We start from the raw sequence: 18,422 nt of genomic DNA on the forward strand, positions 1-18,422 counted from the left end.
ATGCTTTATTTTTTGTCCTCATTTTTTTCCCCGAATTTGCTCTCAATCGTTTGTTCATCTCCGTACAGGATGATATGATCTCCCTCCTGAAGCTCAGTGATAAGCCGGTCTTTTCTGATCTTTATTTCACCTCTTTGGATGTACAGCACATTAATATCTTGGTCATCTTCAATCAATTCCCTTAATTCTTTACCAATGAAATCGCATGATTCATTGATGGTATGGTCCAATACATGATCCGTATCATCCGTAAGCAGCGCTTCTCTTATCGGGAGATCGCGAAAATCATAATGTTCTTCGAGCTCATGCTCCAGTTTCCCCGAAAGATAATCGCGCACTTTAGGCATCTTTAATATAAAAATAACCAGGATCAGGACAGCGGCCACGACCGAGATCTTGGCAGTAAAGAATTCATCTGAGAGGATGCTGCTGATTGCCGAAATGATTACTGCCAATGAAAAGGCGCCAAATAAAATTAAAAAGGCTCCGAACCTTCTGCGGATTGGATGGTCGATAATCAGTTCAGATTCCCCGGTTGTAAAACCGGTTCCTGTCAGCATGCTGATCACCTGAAATCTCGCAATAGGCTTATCCAGCCCGGTATATGTGAAGATCAGCGTATGAATTTCGATAACAGCCAAAACGATTCCCAAATAAATCAGGATGAAAAGAACGCCCATCTTGCTTCCTCCGAAAATTTAGAATTATGTAAAAAACCTAAGGAAGCCAGTCCTTAGGTCATTGCTGTACGGTTTCGTTATAGTAATTCACTGAATACATGGCACCTTCGTCAACCATTTTATTATCTTCAATATTATGCGGGTCCGGGTGGCCAAGTTTTTCTTCAGGCACCGTATCATTTATAAATCGGTTCGGAAGCATGCCTTTCATCTTAACTGCAAGAGACTGAACCTTATTTCGATTATTTTTGCTTGCCAACAATAAAATACTTGTAATGCCAACACCGGCTAATAGATATGGATTTAACGGACGAGAATTCATGATTATGCTCCTCCTTCAAATAATTGGATTTGTATGTCTTGGTGTTTATTTACCCGGCATATTGAAATGCAAACATTTAGTCTTAATAACATTGTTTCCAGCAATAGAAATAATTACCCCTTCTACATGGTTTTATTGAGGCCGTTAGAGGGGAAATATTTATTAAAAAGGAATAGGATTCCAGGAGGAAGATGGGGATGGAAAAAGAATATAGTGAAGATAATTGGAAATGGTACCGTTACGATCATCTGGATGAAATAGAGTTTAATGAGGCTGGCGACTATAAAGAGGTTTTACAGGAATGGGCCAAGAATACTTCCGAGAACCGAACAAATGTAATGAAAATAGATACTTCAGAACGTGAAAAGGAATTTCTAAGCGGTTCCCTCATATATCAGCAGAAAGTCAAAGAGCAGCATGAAAATAGTTTGTTCCACTATTTTCTGACAAGGGATTTTCTCATCACTGTCAGCTTTGATTCATCTGTCATTCAGTCTGATGATTCATTGCTATTAAAAAAAATGGATTATACCCATAATGCCATTGATGGATTTTTCGTGATTTTAGGCGAGATCCTAAGTGATAACATCCAGAAGATTGATAAGTTTGAAGTACGATTAAATGAGCTGCTATGGAAAATAAAAGAGAAAAATAATATTAACCGCCTGGAGGAAATCTATGAGCTCCGCCACCAGATCCTGGTTTGGAAGAATATCATGATTCCTGTTAAGGAAATCAGGCTGGGGGTAGAAGAGACGTTTGGTGAAGGTGTCACCGATGGAACTGAATTTAAAAGAACGTGCAAGCGAATTGAAAGGGGCTATACGCTGGTGCGGGAGTATCAGCAGGAAATTGATGACCTGGTTAATTTTGAAGAAATGGTATCCATGCACCGGGGAAATGAAATCGTGAAGACACTCACGGTCATTACCACCCTTATGACTCCGATCGCAACATGGGGAGCGCTCTGGGGTATGAACTTCAAAGTTATGCCTGAACTGGAATGGAAGTATGGGTATTTGTTCTCCATTATCATAATCATCGCTTCTACCGCAGCCCTCTATATCATGCTTATTAAAAAAGGCTGGATGGGTGATATCCTAAGGGGAAAAAAGAAGAATTCATTCTTCAAATAAAGGAATGCCGTTAGAATGCGGCATTCCTTTCGTTTAGTAAATGATCCAGTGTTACTTTAATCCCAGCCTCGTATGATGTTTTAGGAAGAGTGCCAATTCTCGCTTCATATTTACTGCCGTCCAATATAACAGGTGTCTGATTCAAATACATCAATTCTGTATATTCTCTCATCATGGGATCAAATAGGCCGATTGCACGTATCATCCATTTATGGACAGGTCTGAAGGAAACGCCTCTGCTAAGATGCTGAGATACAATACTGGCTATTTCTTCTCCGGTAATGGTTCCTGCACCAGGGATATTCCAAGCTTCACCATATGAGTTTTCATTCAATGCAAGCTCGGCTAATGCTTCTGCTCCATCTTTAATGAAAATGAATTCTCTCGGTATATTGGTTTTGCCGACAAACATGCCCTTATTCTTTTCAATAATTTGGCTGAGAGTATAGTGTAAGAGTGTGTTTCCTGTATGAGGACCGTAAAAGTCAGGGAAGTGGGCAATGATATATGGTACCCCTGATCTTTTAATAGTCTCAATCAAGTCCTGGCGCAGCATGCCTTTTTTCGTGTGCGGATTCTTGGGAGAAACTTCGTTTGCAGGGCTGGATTGAAGACCATAGGAGTATATATTATCAGCATATATAAAAGGCTTATGATGTTTGCTGCAGGCCTGCAGGATATTATTTAAGATAATTGAGAGTGTGGGATCCCAGTCCGGGTAAGGGATATTGATGGCATGGAACACTGCATCTGCTTCGGACACTGCTTTCTCAACATCATCTGGATTCAAGGCATCACCAGCATGGATAACAGCATTTTGTCCCCAGCTTTTTTTAAAGTTAAGAAGGTTTTCGTTAGACCTTGCAAAAGCGATAGTTTTAATATTTCTGCGGCATAATGCTTCTGTCAAAGCATAGCCCATTCCGCCTGTTGCTCCTAATACTGCAGCTGTTTTCATCATTTGTCATCATCCTTTTTATTTAATTGACCACTGTTCAATTGAGTGGAAAAATGAAAGAAATGCGATAACATTTCTTTAACAAATTGCTTTTATTAAAAATTGGGCATGTGAAGAGGCGAGTTCCTTCACTTCTTCAAATGTGGTTTCCGTTCTGCAATAATGTGTGACAAAGCCGTGCAGACTTAGAAATACAGACCAAATATCCTTTATGGAGAGAGAGTTGGGAGCGAGTGAATTAACCGCTTGTGCAAAATGCAGGTAGCTTTTGTTTGGCCCTTCATTTAGATAGCCTTTCACATCATCATCACGAATTAAAAACATCAGCTCATAATGCTTTTGATGGGTCAGGCCAAATTGTATATAACGGTAAAAAATGCTGAAAAGCTTTTGTTCATTGCTATCTGCAGATTCTCTCAGGACACTGGCGAGGACTTGATCAAGTTTTTGAAAATCGGCTTCAACAATTTCATAAAATAATTGAGCCTTGTTTTTGAAATGATAATAGATGGCACCATGGCTGCACTGAAGGGTGTCCGCAATTTTTCTCATGGATGCTGCGGCATATCCTTCCTGAACAAACAGGTCACGTGCTACAGAAATAATGGCTTCTTTTGTTAGTTCGTCATGGGCTGATTTTCTTGGACTCATGGAATCACCTTTCGTTATTGAACACTGGTCAATAAAATTATATGATGATAGGATATTTTTGGCAATGTTTTTTTACTATCTATCCAAATAATTTTAATTAGCCATCAGCTTTTGATATGCTTTAATAAAACAGGAGGGAACAACATGAATGAAACAAAAACATGCAGAGAATCTTTTACGGTAAAAACAAGCATTGTGCTTCCGCCAGACACGAATACATATGGAACACTATTTGGCGGCAAGCTAATGGCTTATATTGATGATGTGGCAGCCATCGCGGCGATGAGGCACGGGAGAAGAAATGTCGTAACCGCTTCTACAGATTCTGTTGACTTTCTTCATCCGGTTTATGAAGGCAACTCAGTCTGCCTGGAGGCCTTTGTGACCTATACAGGCCGGACATCAATGGAGATCTTTGTAAAAGTAATTGCAGAAGACCTGCTGACCGGGGACCGAAATGTGTGTGCTATGTCCTTTTTGACAATGGTTGCGGTTGACGAGAATGGAAAGCCGACCCCGGTGCCGGCGGTTGTGCCTGAGACAGATGAAGAAAAGAGCTTATATGAATCAGCAAAAGAACGTGCGGAAATTCGCAAAAAACGGAGAAAGGACAGTGAAGCCAGGGCAAAGACATACGGTACAGGTCTGCCCTGGTAAATAAGGGGGAGAATAATGGGTTCCAAAGTGATGCATAGCATCATCAACAATGAAATTGCATCCAGAATGAAAATAGAGGACAGAGCAGCTTTTTTATTGGGGGGAATAGCACCAGACGCTGTTTCTCCCAAAGGGATCTTTCCCATTTTTATAAAGGGAGAACGGATGATTATAAGAGTATTGTTTATAAATACAGGAATATAAGTCATTCACCTTACATCCTCGGCTATTACATCCACTTAATTGCAGACCATGTCTGGCTGACAGGATTCTATCTTCCCAGGCTGAAAAACAGAATGGAAAAAGATGACGAGGTCTTACCCGCTATCATAATGATTTTCGCCTGTGTAATGCAAAGCTCTCTGGACATTACGGCCCTATGAAATTTGAACCTGCCAGACTTAGAAGAGATTTCTTCCAAACAAGTCAGCTTATTTCTTCCATTTGTTTAAAACGAATTTGAATACGATAAAAAGGACGCTGAGAAGCCCCTTGAAGTGTTTATATTTCAGCAGATTGTCGGATACGTTGAAACCTCTGCAGAGCTGGGGATTGCAGAGTTGAAGAAATTCTTGCTTTTAAAAAATAAACTCCTCATTTCTTCCTAGCTTGTATCACATAATCTAGTAAAATAGATTTAACTTTCAGAATATTAACTCTTATTCCTTGATAATCCTTTTCCTTCCTCTTAAGTTAGACGTGTATAACATAACTGAAGGAGGATGAATATGAGAAGAGTTTTGAAAGCTAGTGTCCTAATGCTTTTAAGTATTTTACTAGTTGCCGGAACCATGCCTTTAACCGGGCAGGCGAAAAAGCCGAAGCCTGATGATGGCTATGGCGGCTATAGCCAGGTTGATGTTGGCAAGGACGGAATGGTGGCTTCAGCCCATCCACTGGCATCAAAAATTGGGGCAGATGTCTTGAAAAATGGCGGTAATGCCATCGATGCGGCTGTCGCAGTCCAATTCGCCCTTAATGTTGTGGAACCAATGATGTCCGGAATTGGCGGGGGTGGTTTCATGATGGTCTATGATGGCAAAACGAAAGAAACCAGCATTATTAACAGCCGTGAGCGCGCTCCAGGAGGTGCCGCACCAGATATGTTCCTGGATGAAAACGGAAAGCCGATTCCATTTGCGGAGCGTTCAACTGGCGGTACGGCAGTCGGTGTGCCCGGCACATTGAAAGGATTGGAAACGGCCCTTGAAAAATGGGGAACACGCCCTATGCAGCAGCTGATCGGCCCTGCCATTAAGCTGGCAGATAAAGGATTCCCAATAGATTCTGTATTAGCCGATGCGATTGCCGATAATCAGGACAAGCTTGGCAGAACAGCTGCCGGCAAAGTGTTTTTGCCTAAGGGCGAACCTATTGAAGAAGGGGAGCGTCTAGTACAGAAGGATCTTGCAAAAACCCTGAAGATGATACGTGCTGGCGGGACAGACGCTTTTTATAATGGGAAAATCGCAGAAGCTCTTGCTGGTGTGGTGCAGGATTTTGGCGGATCCATGACACCTGAAGACCTTGCGGGATATGAAGTGACTATTGATGAGCCTATTTGGGGAGATTACCAGGGGTATGAAATTGCGAGCATGCCGCCCCCAAGCTCTGGCGGAGTGTTTTTGCTGCAGATGCTGAAGATTCTGGATGATTTTAATCTATCACAATATGATTTAAAATCCTGGGAGAAATATCACCTGCTTGCTGAGACCATGCATCTAGCCTATGCAGACCGCGCCGTATATGCAGGAGATCCAGAGTTTGTAAATGTCCCAGTCAATGGGCTGCTTCACCCTGATTATATTAAGGAGCGCCAGGAACTGATCAGCCTGAATGAAGTGAATCCAAGCCCGGAGGCGGGAGATCCTTGGAAATATGAGAACAGTGAAGCCAATTATGAAGCAGCTGAACAGCCGAATGACCGCCAATACGGTGAGACCACTCATTTTTCTGTAACGGACAGATGGGGAAATGTTGTCTCTTATACCACAACGATTGAACAGGTATTCGGAACAGGAATCATGGTTCCAGGCTATGGGCTGATGCTGAATAATGAGCTGACAGATTTTGATGCCGTACCGGGCGGGGCAAATGAAGTCCAGCCAAACAAGCGGCCTTTAAGCTCGATGACCCCGACGATTGTCTTTGAAGATGGAGAGCCTGTCCTGACTGTCGGTTCACCAGGCGGCCCAACGATTATAACATCAGTACTGCAGACGATCCTTTACGCCATTGAATATGACATGGAGCTAAAAGCAGCAGTTGAAGAACCGCGAATCTATACAAATAATCTGAATTCCTACCGCTATGAAGAGGGCATTCCTTCAGAAGTTATTAATAGGCTAAAAGGGATGGGGCATAGCTTCGGTCCGAGTCCGACCACGATTGGAAACGTCCAAAGTATTTTGATCGACCGGGATAAAGGAATTTTCAAAGGTGTGGCAGATTCAAGCCGCAATGGTGCTGCCATTGGTGTTGATTTGAAAGGAAAAGGGAAAAGCAAATAAGATTTGTGAGAATAGCGCCTTATCAATAAGGTGCTATTCTTTTGATGCGAAATGAATAGTCGTTCATTTTATGGCAGGAATTTATGTTTATCTGTTGAAATATAATTTAAGCAGGCATTCATAAAAGAAGGAGGAACATGCCATGGCAGTCAAAGATGAATTATACCAGCTGGCAGATAAAATGAACGCTGATCCCGTTCATATCAAGGATGAGAAAAATCGGGTATTTCAGGTGGACCTTGAAGAAAGCGGATCTATCCAGATTTTATTAAAGGAGGGAAAAGTCATAGTGGAAGAAGGGGCTTCCCATGAGCCTGAAGTGACACTGAAATTGTCAGACAAAAACTTTTCTAAGTTATTAAAAGATGATCTCAACACGACCATGGCATTTATGACAGGCAGCCTGAAAGTAGACGGTAAAATGGGGCTGGCCCTGAAGCTGCAGGAAATTGTAAAGAAATATCAATGATAATAAGGCAGCCCCCTCAAACAGGAAGCTGCCTTATTTTATGATAAAAACAGTGCCATCAGGTCTTCATCATAGTACTTTCCATCAATCTTAAGAGCGTGCCTCTCCTTTCCGTAAACCTCGAAGCCAAAAGAAGCATATAGCTTTTTAGCAGGAATATTTTCAGACATTACAGCCAGGTGGATTTGTTCAACCCCATCCCATGAGCGTGCCTTTTCCACAGCTTTGCCCACCAGGCACTTGCCAACGCCATTCTGACGCCATGACTCTGTAACGTACATCGCATAAATATTGGACCGATGATTTACTTTCAATCCGGTTTCTCGTACTAAACTGACTACACCTATAAGTTTTCCATTTTCAAATGCGCTGAAGTGAAAGGAGTTATCCCCCTTAAATCTTTCACCATACACTTCAGGAGGCCTCCCGGCTTCCTCCTCATAGCTTGAACCAAATGCTTCCGGATTCTTTTTTAACCCTTCCAATCTAATCTCTTTGTAGATTTCAGCATCATCTGGACGCAGAAGCCTAATTTCCATCCTGGACACTCCTTTATTTTTCCTAACCCTTAGATTCTAGTTAACAGGACAAACTCCTTTAACATTTTTTTAAGAAAAGTTTTTTTCTGCTTGTATAAGGGAACAGGATAAAAAAAGTACAGGAGGGATTGGAATGTCTCAAGAAAACAGCAAGGACTTAAAGGATATTGTAAAAGGGCAGAATTCCGCGCAGAAACAAGAACAGTCATTGAAAGATCAGGAGCGTAAGCCGGATCAGCAAAACCGTTTGAAGGACCAGGAGAATATGAGGAAGTAGTTTTAAGAGAGCTACGAAGAATAGCTCTCTTTTTAAAAAGGAAAAATGACTCCCGCCCCGAATAGTAAGCAATGGGTTACTCCTATTGAATATACATATAAAAAGGGGGATGCAGAATGGGAGTGCTGTTTGGTTTAATTATCGCGACTCTGGCCTTCGCTTATGGGATCGACCGAAGAAGGAAAAAGATAAATAATACGATCCAAAAAGGAATCAGCCCAAGTGATAAACCGGGGGAAAGCACGAATTATACGATGGGTGATAATCATTATACCGGAGGCGGACAATAGCCATGGAGTTTTGCGTTATCAGCAAGGCTCTTCTTTTTTTCCGGATCATGCTTTCTTCTCCTGAAAATGGGAAAAGCTAAGGTTGCCTGGTTTCTACAGGGCATCAAAAAGGGTATAAGGAAACATACATATTGTAACCTTTTTAGATTTGGAGAAGTGGGCTATGAAAAAAAGAAGAGTGGAATCCCTATTTGTTTTTATTCTGATTGCATCTGTGTATACGATATTTTTCACGGATGCCGGTTCGCCAATAAAAATCGGTGCTGTCCTGCTGTATGCAGCTGTTATTTTTATCAGCGCCTATTCCTTGATGCTTGAGAATCGCAGCCCTAACCAGACCTTGCTGTGGATGTATGTGCTTGTATTTTTTCCGGTTGCCGGCTATCTGTTTTATTTGTTTTCCGGACAGCTTTATTTGAAAGGCCACCTGTTTAAAAGCAAAAGAAGCAGAGACAGGGATGAATGGAAGAAGCTGATGAAAAGAGAATACACGCCTGATACATCATTCCTGCAGGACAGCCAGCACTGCTTTGCAAAATTCGCCAATAATGTAGCACTGACTCCGCTAAGCACAAATTCAAGGGCAAAAATTCTCAAAAATGGCGAAGAGACTTTTAATGAAATCAAGAAAAAGCTGCATGAAGCAGAAGAGTTTATTCATATGGAGTACTATATTTTCCGCTCTGACAGACTTGGCAAGGAAATCATCAATATTTTGATGGATAAAGCCAGGCAGGGTGTGGAGGTGCTGTTTATTTTTGATGCGGCAGGCAGCATGGGGATTACACTGGAGGATTTGCAGTCCATGGAGGATGCAGGCATTAAGATACGTCCATTTTCTCCGTTGAAGTACGGTTTTTTCAATCAGAAATTCAACTTTAGAAACCATCGCAAGATAGTTGTTATAGACGGGAAAGTCGGCTTTGTGGGCGGACTGAATGTGGGCGTTGAATACCTGGGCGAAAATGAAAAAATCGGTTTCTGGCGGGATACTCACATGCTTCTGAAGGGGGAGGCTGTGTACACACTGCATACGGTCTTTCTCTTGGACTGGGAATATGTAAGCAAGGAAGATGTGCTGGAGGAATACAGAAATGTAAAATATCCAATAGATGATGATGTGCTCGATGGTGCCGTGCAGGTGGTGGCCAGCGGACCCGACACACAGCAGGGAATTATGAGCGATTTATATTATTCAATGATATCCTGCGCGACCAGATCCATTTGGATTGCCACACCTTATTTTGTCCCTGATGAATCCATTCGCACTGCATTAAGGGTGGCTGCGGCTAAAGGAGTGGAAGTGCGCATCCTGGTCCCTGAGATCAATGACAGCTTCCTGACACAATACGCAAGCCGGTCCTATTTTGCGGAACTGCTTCGATATGGCGTTGAAATTTATTCCTATAAAAAAGGCTTCTTGCATCAGAAGATCATTATCGTTGACGGAATCCTCGCTTCAATAGGAACTGCGAACATGGATATGCGCAGCTTCCACTTGAACTTTGAAGTCAACGTCTTCCTATACGGTACAAGCTCCATCCGTGATCTTGTCGCCCATTATGAGGAGGATCTGGAAGAAAGCGAAAAAATAAGCCCCGTCCAGTATTATAAACGCGGATTGGCGGAAAGATCGAAGGAATCCTTCGCCCGGCTGTTTTCCGGGGTCTTATAAAAAAAGTGCCATGGATGTGGCGCTTTTTTTTGTGTAGAAAAAAGCTTTGCAAATAAAGCAGCTCAATTTGCAAATAAATTAGTGAGGCGGCAAATAGAGCGACATAACTAACAAATATAAGTGAAGCTGCAAATAAAGCAGTTGAACTTGCAAATAAATAAACGAAATTGCAAATAAAGCGGCTGAACTTGCAAATAAGAAATTGCAAATAGAGCACCAAACCTAGCAAATAAATAAATAAACCTGCAAATAGACCAAGCCCCGTACAAATAGAAATCCGAACTTGCCAATAACCCATTTAAGTCTCCAGACCGAGGCATAATCATCCTCCTTATTGGTCAAAAAAGGAAAAAATATACTAAAATAGAGATCAGTACGATATGATTAGAATAGTTTGAAAAGTTAGAAAGAAGGAGGGTTTTTATGCTTTCACAATCAGTCATTCATGATGTAATTACAGCAGCCTTGGCCACTGGCGGGGATTTTGCGGAAGTGTTTGTTGAGGATCGTTTCACCAATAACCTTGCACTTCAGGGCGGGAAAATTGAGAGCAGCTTATCAGGCAGGGATTATGGGATAGGCATTCGCGTGTTTAAGGGACTGCAGAGTGTTTATGCTTACACAACGGATGGATCAAAGGAAGGTTTGCTGAAAGCTGCGGGCAATGCTGCCCAGGCGATCAGAGGTGAGAAAATCATTCAGCCTGCACGGCTGCAAAAGGAAATTATTCCGGCAGCACATCCTATATCTCTGAGTCCGCGCGAAGTGGAGAAGATCCGCAAAGTAGATGTGATGAAAAAGGCATCCGAAATTGCCAAAAACTATCACAGCAGCATCCAGCAGGTTACGGTCAGGTATTTGGATGAAGAACAGAATGTGCTGATTGCCAACTCGGAAGGTAAGTTTGTTGAAGATCGCCGGGTGCGAAGCCGCCTTGCCATTCAGTCGATTGCTGCAGAAGGAAATCAAATGCAGACTGGCTTCTATGGACCTGGAGCCCATAAAGGCTTTGAATTCATGGAAAACCTTAACCTTGAACATTATGCAAATGAAGCATCCCGCATCGCGGTTACGATGCTTGGTGCAGACCCATGCCCAAGCGGAAAATTCCCTGTCATCATCGATAATGAATTCGGCGGCGTCATTTTCCATGAAGCATGCGGTCATGGCCTTGAAGCCACATTTGTATCGAAGGAGAACTCTGTATTTACAAATCGGATTGGTGAAAAAGTGGCTTCAGATGTCGTTACATATATTGATGACGGCACACTTTCCAATGAGTGGGGATCCATTACCATTGATGATGAAGGGGAAAAAGCCTGTAAAAATGTACTGATTGAAGATGGTATTTTAAAAGGTTACTTGATTGATAAATTGGGCGGACGGCGAATGGGTATGGAATCAACCGGATCTGGCAGAAGGCAGTCCTACCGTTTTGCGCCAACTTCAAGGATGACCAATACGTATATCGCAAATGGCAAGTCCACTCCGAAAGAAATCGTATCAAATACAGAGTACGGAATTTATACAAAATACATGGGTGGCGGCCAGGTCAATACAACAACTGGTGATTATAATTTTGCCGTTATGGAAGCGTACCTTGTGAAAGATGGAAAAATCGGCAAACCTTTAAAAGGTGCTACTTTAATAGGCAATGGCCCAAAAACTCTCCAGCTGGTTGATATGGTGGGGAATAACCTTGATCATGGTGCAGGCATGTGCGGTTCCCTGAGCGGAAGCATCCCTGTCAATGTTGGCCAGCCGATGATCCGCGTAAGCGAAATGACTGTTGGCGGAACAAAGGGGGGCGAATAATATGAATCTGCAGGAATTTAAGGAAAAGCTATTTCAGCTTGGCGAGCAGCATGGTTTTACAGATATGGAGCTGTATTATGAGAGAGAGGAGAAGTTCGCCTGCGAGCTTTACAAAGGGGAAATTGATTCCTACGATACTTCCGAAGTGTTCGGAACCTCCTTCCGAGGCCTTTACGAAGGCAGGATGGGCTATGCTTTTACGGAGAAACTGGATGAGGACTCCCTGTCTTTTCTGATCGAGAATGCAAAGGAAAACTCTCAGTTTATTGAAGATGAAGTACAGGAAGAAATCTTTGCCGGCAGCGAAAGGTATGAAAAAGGAAACTACTATTCAGCTAATCTTGCGGAGGTCACAATCCCTGAAAAAATGAACCTGCTTAAGGAAATAGAAAAACACATCTATGCATATGATGAGCGGGTAACCGGGACTGATTATTTCATGCTGAGGAGCGGTGAAACGGAAAGGGTTCTTCTCAACAGCAAAGGCCTGAATCTCAGCGAAAAGAACAATCATGCCGGCATTTATGTATCAGTTATCGTTAAGCAGGGAGATCTAGTGAAAAACGGTGAATACTCCAAGTTTACGAGAGACTTTTCCATCTTGAAGCCTGAGGAAATTGCCAAGCATGCAGTAGAAGAAGCCTTATCTCAGCTTAATGCCAGAAGTGCTGAAAGCAAGAAATATCCTGTATTATTGAGAAATGATGCTGCCAGCGCCCTCCTTCAGACATACATCCCTATCTTCTCAGCGGAAAATACTCAAAAAGGGCAATCGGCTTTAAAGGGCAAAACAGGGGAGATCATTGCGGCAGCGTCATTGAATATAGTGGATGATCCATTTTTAGAGGAAGGTCTGCTAAGCTCAAATTTCGACAGCGAAGGGGTCGCCACTGCCAGGAAAGATATTGTGAAAGACGGCAGACTTGTTACCTTGATGCATAACCGCAAAACGGCTCAAAAAGATGGTGTGGAATCGACGGGCAATGCTTACAAAGCTTCTTATAAGGGCGCTTTAACGGTAGCTCCAACGAACCTTCATGTCATTCCATCTGATCAAGGCTATGACGAGCTGTTATCATCGCTGTCAGAGGGCATAATCATAACCGAATTATCCGGCCTCCATTCCGGTGCCAACACCGTATCAGGGGACTTCTCCATTGCGGCTAATGGCTATTATGTCAAAGACGGTAAAGTGCAAAATGCAGTAAACCAAATGACGATTGCCGGAAACTTCTATGAGCTATTGAATAATATTGAAGCCATCGGCTCAGACCTGGAATTTTCGATGGGATTCATGGCCACAGGCTACATTGGTTCGCCATCTCTATTAATCAGGGAACTGGCTGTGACGGTTGAATAATTAAAAGATAATGGCACACTACTGTAATCGTGGTGTGCTTTCTTAATTGTGTGGGAATATTTAATTAAAAATACCTAGATATAAATAATAAGTTGCTGGATAAGCTGAAAAATCTTCTGGAAAAATAAAGGATATTCTTTCGAAGAATAGAAATATTGCTGTTAAACAAAAAAGGAGGCAATGAGATGGACCTAATTGAAACCAGCCGCCTAATTCTTCGCAGTCTTACCCTTGACGATGCACTCAAGGTAGAAGAATATGCCAGTGATTATGATGTGGCCAAAACAACACTAAATATTCCCCATCCCTATCCGGAAGGGGGAGCAAGGGAGTTTATTACAAGCATCCTGGAAGCAGAGAGAAAAGGTAAAATCGCGATTTTCGCCATAACGAAAAAAGAGGATAATAGCTTAATAGGACTCATCAATATTACAGGCACTAATGCAAACAGAAGAGCAGAAATCGGCTATTGGATCGGCAAGCCGTTCTGGGGGAAAGGTTATGGTACAGAGGCAGCCAGGGCAGTTATTAAATATGGATTCGAAGAGCTGAACCATAACCGCATTTATGCCCTTGCTTTTACAGACAATCCTGGGTCATGGAGGATTATGGAGAAGTCAGGAATGAAGCATGAAGGAATTTTGCGCCAGCATGTAATAAAAGACGGCAGGCCGGTAGACCTGACTTATTATGCGATATTGCTGGAGGAATATATAGGGGAAGGTTCAGCCATTTGAATCGCTGTCCGCATTATGTTTCAATGGAAGCAAATCATTTTTTATATGGAGGTTCATGTGCGGATCATTGCTTCCCATCCTTTTATAACAGTCAGCCGGAAGATCGATTGGAATCAGCAGCAATACATTGAAAAGGAACTTTATCTTCATTTATTTGAGGATCACATCCTTTCGCCAACGGATAAATTTCTCCTTGATGAAGTTTGGGATATGTCATACAGATCTTCCAATTGCGAAATTGGTTTTCTCTATCTTCATACCAATCGGGGGCTATTCTCTTTTCAAGTAAAGTCTAAGCCAAACCAGTTTATAAATCTTTATAGAAATCTGAAAAAGTAATAAAGCCGGAATTGTCATGCACAACAATTCCGGCTTTGTTATTAAGCCTGTTCGGCCAGTCGTACAAGCATATGGGCCAGCTTATGCTTCTCTTCATCATTGCCAGCTTTCCATAATTCTTTCAGAAGCTGTTCCTCGCGGTTTTTTGGCTCCACATTTTCAGCCAGGTAGCCAGCCACCTTTTCCGCTGTTACCGCAAGCTGTTCCTCATTTAATCCCAGCTTTTTGCCAAGCTCGATTCTTTCAGCCAGATAGCTTTTAAACTCGTCGAAATTGCTTAAAATATCTTCGGCCCTTTCATTTGACATTTTGTCCATTACATTCTTGATATTTTTTGTATCCAATTCACCATCTTGTTTGATTACATGATCCTGTTCATTCATTTAACAGACCTCCCAAAAGAACGTTTTCTTATTAAATATCCTTTTGGGGGCCAACCTAAACTTGTTTATATCTCGCTGGATGGAGATTCCTGAACAGCTTTCAATTTCTTGAATTTTAATTTTGACATAATAACGCCAATTTCATATAGCCCGATAAGGGGCACAAGGACAAGAATCTGTGAAAATAAATCAGGCGGTGTAATTAGAGCTGATACAACAGCCATGATCAAGTAAGCGTATTTTCGCATCGAGCTGAGCATGACTGGGGTAACAATGCCGATGGTTGTCAGAAACAATAACAGCAAAGGCACTTCAAACAGAAAACCAAAAGGAATGGTCGACATCAGCAGAAAAGAAAAATATTCCCTGGCAGTGATCATCATCGCAAAATGTGATTCACCCAATAGCATTAAAAACTGATAAATAGCAGGGAATATAATAAAAAAGCCGAAGCAAAGACCGCCGATAAAGCTGAAGAGAATAGCCGGAAAAAATATCAATGATACTTTGCTTTCTTTTTCCGTTAATGCGGGCCTCACAAATAGCCAGACCTGATATGAGATAAAAGGAAGCGAAAGCCCAAGGCTGATGCTTCCTGCAATTCCCGTGTACATCTTAATCACATCCAGCGGTCCAAGCATGACAAGCTCATGATCATTCGCGAGCATAGGGATCAGTCTGTTGATGAAAAACAGACAAAGGGCAAAGCTGGCTATAAAGAAAATCAGTGATCGAATCAGCACTTTTCTTAGATCTGTTAAATGCTCTACAAGGGTTTGTTCATCCGTTTTCAATCTAAACCCTCCTATTAAAGCGGTTTATCCTTCCGGTCAGCCGTTTCGATTGGACGTTTTTTTGAATCGGGTTCCTCATCATCACTCATAATTTCTCTGGCTGATTTCTTGAATTCTGATAAGGTCCTTCCAAAGGCAGACCCGATTTCCGGAAGCTTTTTAGGACCAAAGATAATTAAGGTAATAACAAGGATGATAATTAATCCGGGAATTCCGATATTTGAAAGCCCCATGATGTTCACTCCTTTTTGTGGATTTTTAAAAAGGTGAGTAAGTGCGCCTGCCCCCTTTGGTTTCGGGGGTGGGCAAGGCGCTTCCGCCTTTCTTATGCAAGCAGGCCGCCTTCTTTGCTGTATTTGATGATTCCTTCAGCAGCACGGTAGGCGAGTGCACCAACTGTTCCTGTCGGGTTATACCCTCCGTTGTGAGGAAAAGCGGATGCGCCAATGACAAATACATTTTCTGCATCCCACATCTGCAGATAGTTGTTTACAGCTGATGTTTCGGGCTCAGTCCCCATGATCACGCCGCCGGTATTGTGTGTTGTCTGATAAGGGACGATGTCATAGTGCTCCAGCTGCTGCCGGTCATTAATTTTTGATGGTCCCATCTCCTTCATGATGTTGTCGGTGATTTTTCCAATATAGTTATAAAGATTCTTATCCTGCTCGGTGAAATCGTATGTCAGGCGTAACAGCGGAAGCCCGTAGGCATCTTTATAAGAAGGGTCTAAGTCCATATAATTGTGCTGCACAGGCATGGATGCTCCCTGTGTCCCAATGCTTAAAGCCCTTGTGAAATACTTAATGGAATTCTCCTTGAACTTGCTGCCCCATTTCGGTGTATCAGTCGGAACCATATTATATTGAATCGGACGGTATCCTGATTGGTTGAGGGAAATGGAGCCCCCATGGATAAAGCCCAGATCCGAGTGGTCAAAATTGTCTCCATTGTAATCATCCACAGTAGCACCAAGAGCACCGGCACCCATGAATGTATTAAATTGTTCTTCATCAAAAAATCCAGCTGATCCGGGAAGGATCTGGTAGCAATAATTCTTTCCAATAACCCCTGACCCTGTGTCAGGATTGTATGGACGCCCCAGTTTTGATGTCAGCAGCAGGCGGGTGTTGTTCATGACATAGCTTGTCAGAATAACCATTTCTGCCGGCTGGATGAATTCTTCCTTCGTTTGCACATCCACATAGCGTACTCCAGTTGCTTTTTTGCCGTCGTGAATAATTTCTGTTACATTCGAAAAGTTGCGGATATCCACATTTCCAGTTTCTTTGGCAAACGGAATGACGGCAACGGTCGGATCTGCCTTGGCACCATATTCACAGCCGAAGCGTTCACAAAACGCACAATACTGACATGGAGCCAGCTTGGCGCCATATTGGTTTTCATATGCCTGGCTCATATTGCCGGATGGCATATGGTAAGGTTTCATTCCCAATGATTTCGCTGCCTCTTTAAATCTTGCTGTAATGGGTGTTTCCTTCATTGGAGGATTTGGGAATGGATTTGCTCTCTTTGGCCCTAGCTCACCTTCCTCACCGCCAATTCCTGCCGCCTTCTCAAATTCATAGAAATAAGGCTCCAATTCATCGTATGTAATGCCCCAATCCTGAACTTGAAGCCCCTTAATCTTTGCTTCTCCATATTTTTTAACCGTCTGTGATTTAATTTCGAAGTCATAAGGCAAAAAGCGGAAAGTATGGCCATTCCAGTGGACACCGGATCCTCCTAAGCCTTCACCAAGCAAAAAGGAACCAAGCTGACGCATCGGAAGAGCTCTTTCTTTCCCCTGGTTGCGGAAGGTAATCGTTTCTTTTGAAAGGTCCTGCATTAATTCATAGCGGATTCCATAGCGAAGTTCATCATGGACAACATAGTAGTCCTTGACACCGCGCTCTTTTCCCCGCTCCAGGCCGACCACTTTTAATCCCTGTTTCCCTAGTTCAGCCGCAATGATTCCGCCGGCCCATCCAACTCCTACAATGACGGCATCTGTTTTAGGCAATGTTTTAGCCATTTTTTATCACTTCCTTAAGAGATAGTTCTATTTCGTATATGAATGGAGGCTATTTGGTTCAATTTCCGCAAATTTTTCAGACTCAATCTGATTGATATAGCTCATCTGATGGCCAGGAAAGTCTTTCATTTTCCAGCCTTCCATATTCTTGTTTCCGGCATAGGCAGGATCTGCGTAAACGCCTTCAATAGTTGCTGCCCGGAGAATATTAAAAAATGTCCTGGAAGTAACACCCCGGAGCTCTACTTTATCCTCCTCAAAAGCGGTAAGGATTTCATCCTGCTGTTCACCCTCCAGTTCAGCGAAAGGCTTATTGAACTTATCATTGCTGTAGGTCTGCAGGGCAACAAGGCCGACATCAAAGACTTCATGCCGTTTTAAAGGGGACTGGTAACCCTGAAAGTTTGAGCCTGGGAAGAAAGGGCCCTGCATATATTCCCTTGTATTGTTTCCCCATGAGCCCGCAAGCTGGTGGTCAATAAAAAATGGAACATCCAAATCATTAGCGCCAGGGCCATTTTCATCCTTTGGATAAATTCTCTCAACGGCCGCCTGAAGGATTCCGAATATCTCGGGGTTTGTGAAATATAAAGGTGACTGCTGATAGGCAACCTGATCATGCCCGTTTGTATGGGCATTCTCTTCCGTTGCTGTACCGTCTTTATTCATGTTTGCGCCAATTAAGCCGCCAAGAATGCCGCCTCCTACCAAACCGCCGGCAACTAACCCGGAATTACGGATGAATCTCCTCCGGGACATGGTTGATTCTTGTTTTTGTTCATGTTCAGACATTTA

22 protein-coding genes are annotated in these 18,422 nt (G+C 42.7%); 12 read left to right on the forward strand and 10 right to left on the reverse strand.

The features are described from left to right. Positions 1 to 5 precede the first annotated feature (5 nt). Positions 6 to 680, reverse strand: a complete 675-nt coding sequence (locus tag AC0VZ9_RS05455; protein WP_475397105.1) for a TrkA C-terminal domain-containing protein — start codon at positions 678 to 680, stop codon at positions 6 to 8. A gap of 58 nt (positions 681 to 738) precedes the next feature. After that, positions 739 to 1,002: a hypothetical protein gene (locus tag AC0VZ9_RS05460; RefSeq protein ID WP_258744172.1), complete on the reverse strand. Its 264-nt coding sequence runs from the start codon at positions 1,000 to 1,002 to the stop codon at positions 739 to 741. Positions 1,003 to 1,199: 197 nt separating this feature from the next. Between AC0VZ9_RS05460 and AC0VZ9_RS05465 the strand changes: the two genes are divergently transcribed. Then, positions 1,200 to 2,138, forward strand: a complete 939-nt coding sequence (locus AC0VZ9_RS05465; protein WP_475397106.1) for a magnesium transporter CorA family protein — start codon at positions 1,200 to 1,202, stop codon at positions 2,136 to 2,138. A gap of 10 nt (positions 2,139 to 2,148) precedes the next feature. Here the strand turns inward: AC0VZ9_RS05465 and AC0VZ9_RS05470 are convergent, their stop codons facing one another. Both AC0VZ9_RS05470 and AC0VZ9_RS05475 read right to left on the reverse strand, forming a co-directional pair. Further along, entirely contained in the window at positions 2,149 to 3,099 is a 951-nt protein-coding gene (locus tag AC0VZ9_RS05470) for an SDR family NAD(P)-dependent oxidoreductase (RefSeq protein WP_019382570.1), read from the reverse strand. Positions 3,100 to 3,174: 75 nt separating this feature from the next. Continuing rightward, complete coding sequence (locus AC0VZ9_RS05475) at positions 3,175 to 3,747, reverse strand: TetR/AcrR family transcriptional regulator (protein WP_192908282.1); 573 nt, start codon at positions 3,745 to 3,747, stop codon at positions 3,175 to 3,177. 144 nt (positions 3,748 to 3,891) lie between these two features. On the opposite strand from AC0VZ9_RS05475, the gene AC0VZ9_RS05480 reads away from it, so the two are divergent. From AC0VZ9_RS05480 to AC0VZ9_RS05495, 4 genes are all read left to right on the forward strand, one after another. Beyond that, positions 3,892 to 4,404, forward strand: coding sequence for an acyl-CoA thioesterase (locus tag AC0VZ9_RS05480; RefSeq protein ID WP_009334951.1), 513 nt, complete (start codon positions 3,892 to 3,894; stop codon positions 4,402 to 4,404). A 15-nt stretch (positions 4,405 to 4,419) separates the two neighbouring features. Beyond that, positions 4,420 to 4,608, forward strand: coding sequence for a hypothetical protein (locus tag AC0VZ9_RS05485; protein ID WP_306219769.1), 189 nt, complete (start codon positions 4,420 to 4,422; stop codon positions 4,606 to 4,608). A gap of 524 nt (positions 4,609 to 5,132) precedes the next feature. Then, positions 5,133 to 6,914, forward strand: a complete 1,782-nt coding sequence (ggt, locus tag AC0VZ9_RS05490) for a gamma-glutamyltransferase (RefSeq protein ID WP_475397107.1) — start codon at positions 5,133 to 5,135, stop codon at positions 6,912 to 6,914. A 142-nt stretch (positions 6,915 to 7,056) separates the two neighbouring features. Continuing rightward, positions 7,057 to 7,383, forward strand: coding sequence for an SCP2 sterol-binding domain-containing protein (locus AC0VZ9_RS05495; RefSeq protein ID WP_251173987.1), 327 nt, complete (start codon positions 7,057 to 7,059; stop codon positions 7,381 to 7,383). Positions 7,384 to 7,421: 38 nt separating this feature from the next. On the opposite strand, the gene AC0VZ9_RS05500 is transcribed toward AC0VZ9_RS05495, so the two are convergent. Beyond that, a complete protein-coding gene (locus AC0VZ9_RS05500) occupies positions 7,422 to 7,922 on the reverse strand; it encodes an N-acetyltransferase family protein (protein WP_475397108.1) in 501 nt (166 codons plus the stop codon). A gap of 133 nt (positions 7,923 to 8,055) precedes the next feature. Between AC0VZ9_RS05500 and AC0VZ9_RS05505 the strand changes: the two genes are divergently transcribed. The 7 genes from AC0VZ9_RS05505 to AC0VZ9_RS05535 all read left to right on the forward strand — a co-directional run bounded on the left by AC0VZ9_RS05505 (position 8,056) and on the right by AC0VZ9_RS05535 (position 14,415). After that, the gene (locus AC0VZ9_RS05505; RefSeq protein ID WP_019382565.1) at positions 8,056 to 8,199 is read left to right on the forward strand and encodes a hypothetical protein; all 144 of its coding nucleotides are present in this window, start codon (positions 8,056 to 8,058) and stop codon (positions 8,197 to 8,199) included. 116 nt (positions 8,200 to 8,315) lie between these two features. After that, positions 8,316 to 8,489: a hypothetical protein gene (locus AC0VZ9_RS05510; protein WP_009334947.1), complete on the forward strand. Its 174-nt coding sequence runs from the start codon at positions 8,316 to 8,318 to the stop codon at positions 8,487 to 8,489. A gap of 163 nt (positions 8,490 to 8,652) precedes the next feature. Continuing rightward, positions 8,653 to 10,164 carry a cardiolipin synthase gene (gene cls / locus AC0VZ9_RS05515; protein ID WP_475397109.1) on the forward strand — a complete coding sequence of 504 codons (1,512 nt, stop codon included), beginning with the start codon at positions 8,653 to 8,655 and terminating at the stop codon, positions 10,162 to 10,164. Positions 10,165 to 10,587: 423 nt separating this feature from the next. Then, positions 10,588 to 11,979, forward strand: coding sequence for a TldD/PmbA family protein (locus tag AC0VZ9_RS05520; RefSeq protein ID WP_475397110.1), 1,392 nt, complete (start codon positions 10,588 to 10,590; stop codon positions 11,977 to 11,979). Between the two features lies 1 nt (position 11,980). Beyond that, on the forward strand, positions 11,981 to 13,339 hold the full coding sequence (locus AC0VZ9_RS05525; RefSeq protein WP_475397111.1) for a TldD/PmbA family protein: 1,359 nt from the start codon (positions 11,981 to 11,983) through the stop codon (positions 13,337 to 13,339). A gap of 185 nt (positions 13,340 to 13,524) precedes the next feature. Further along, positions 13,525 to 14,076, forward strand: coding sequence for a GNAT family N-acetyltransferase (locus AC0VZ9_RS05530; RefSeq protein WP_019380286.1), 552 nt, complete (start codon positions 13,525 to 13,527; stop codon positions 14,074 to 14,076). Positions 14,077 to 14,133: 57 nt separating this feature from the next. Beyond that, the gene (locus tag AC0VZ9_RS05535) at positions 14,134 to 14,415 is read left to right on the forward strand and encodes a hypothetical protein (RefSeq protein ID WP_475397112.1); all 282 of its coding nucleotides are present in this window, start codon (positions 14,134 to 14,136) and stop codon (positions 14,413 to 14,415) included. A gap of 41 nt (positions 14,416 to 14,456) precedes the next feature. Here the strand turns inward: AC0VZ9_RS05535 and AC0VZ9_RS05540 are convergent, their stop codons facing one another. The 5 genes from AC0VZ9_RS05540 to AC0VZ9_RS05560 all read right to left on the reverse strand — a co-directional run bounded on the left by AC0VZ9_RS05540 (position 14,457) and on the right by AC0VZ9_RS05560 (position 18,419). Then, positions 14,457 to 14,798 (reverse strand): DUF3243 domain-containing protein, encoded by a 342-nt coding sequence (locus AC0VZ9_RS05540; RefSeq protein ID WP_251267260.1) that lies wholly within the window; start codon positions 14,796 to 14,798, stop codon positions 14,457 to 14,459. A gap of 65 nt (positions 14,799 to 14,863) precedes the next feature. After that, complete coding sequence (tatC, locus tag AC0VZ9_RS05545) at positions 14,864 to 15,592, reverse strand: twin-arginine translocase subunit TatC (protein ID WP_009334940.1); 729 nt, start codon at positions 15,590 to 15,592, stop codon at positions 14,864 to 14,866. Between the two features lie 14 nt (positions 15,593 to 15,606). Further along, positions 15,607 to 15,825: a twin-arginine translocase TatA/TatE family subunit gene (gene tatA / locus AC0VZ9_RS05550; protein WP_009334939.1), complete on the reverse strand. Its 219-nt coding sequence runs from the start codon at positions 15,823 to 15,825 to the stop codon at positions 15,607 to 15,609. 92 nt (positions 15,826 to 15,917) lie between these two features. Next, positions 15,918 to 17,627, reverse strand: coding sequence for a GMC family oxidoreductase (locus AC0VZ9_RS05555; protein WP_475397113.1), 1,710 nt, complete (start codon positions 17,625 to 17,627; stop codon positions 15,918 to 15,920). A 27-nt stretch (positions 17,628 to 17,654) separates the two neighbouring features. Further along, the gene (locus AC0VZ9_RS05560) at positions 17,655 to 18,419 is read right to left on the reverse strand and encodes a gluconate 2-dehydrogenase subunit 3 family protein (RefSeq protein WP_251156878.1); all 765 of its coding nucleotides are present in this window, start codon (positions 18,417 to 18,419) and stop codon (positions 17,655 to 17,657) included. Positions 18,420 to 18,422 lie beyond the last annotated feature (3 nt).

Source organism: Cytobacillus sp. QJM3NY_8 (assembly GCF_056173585.1).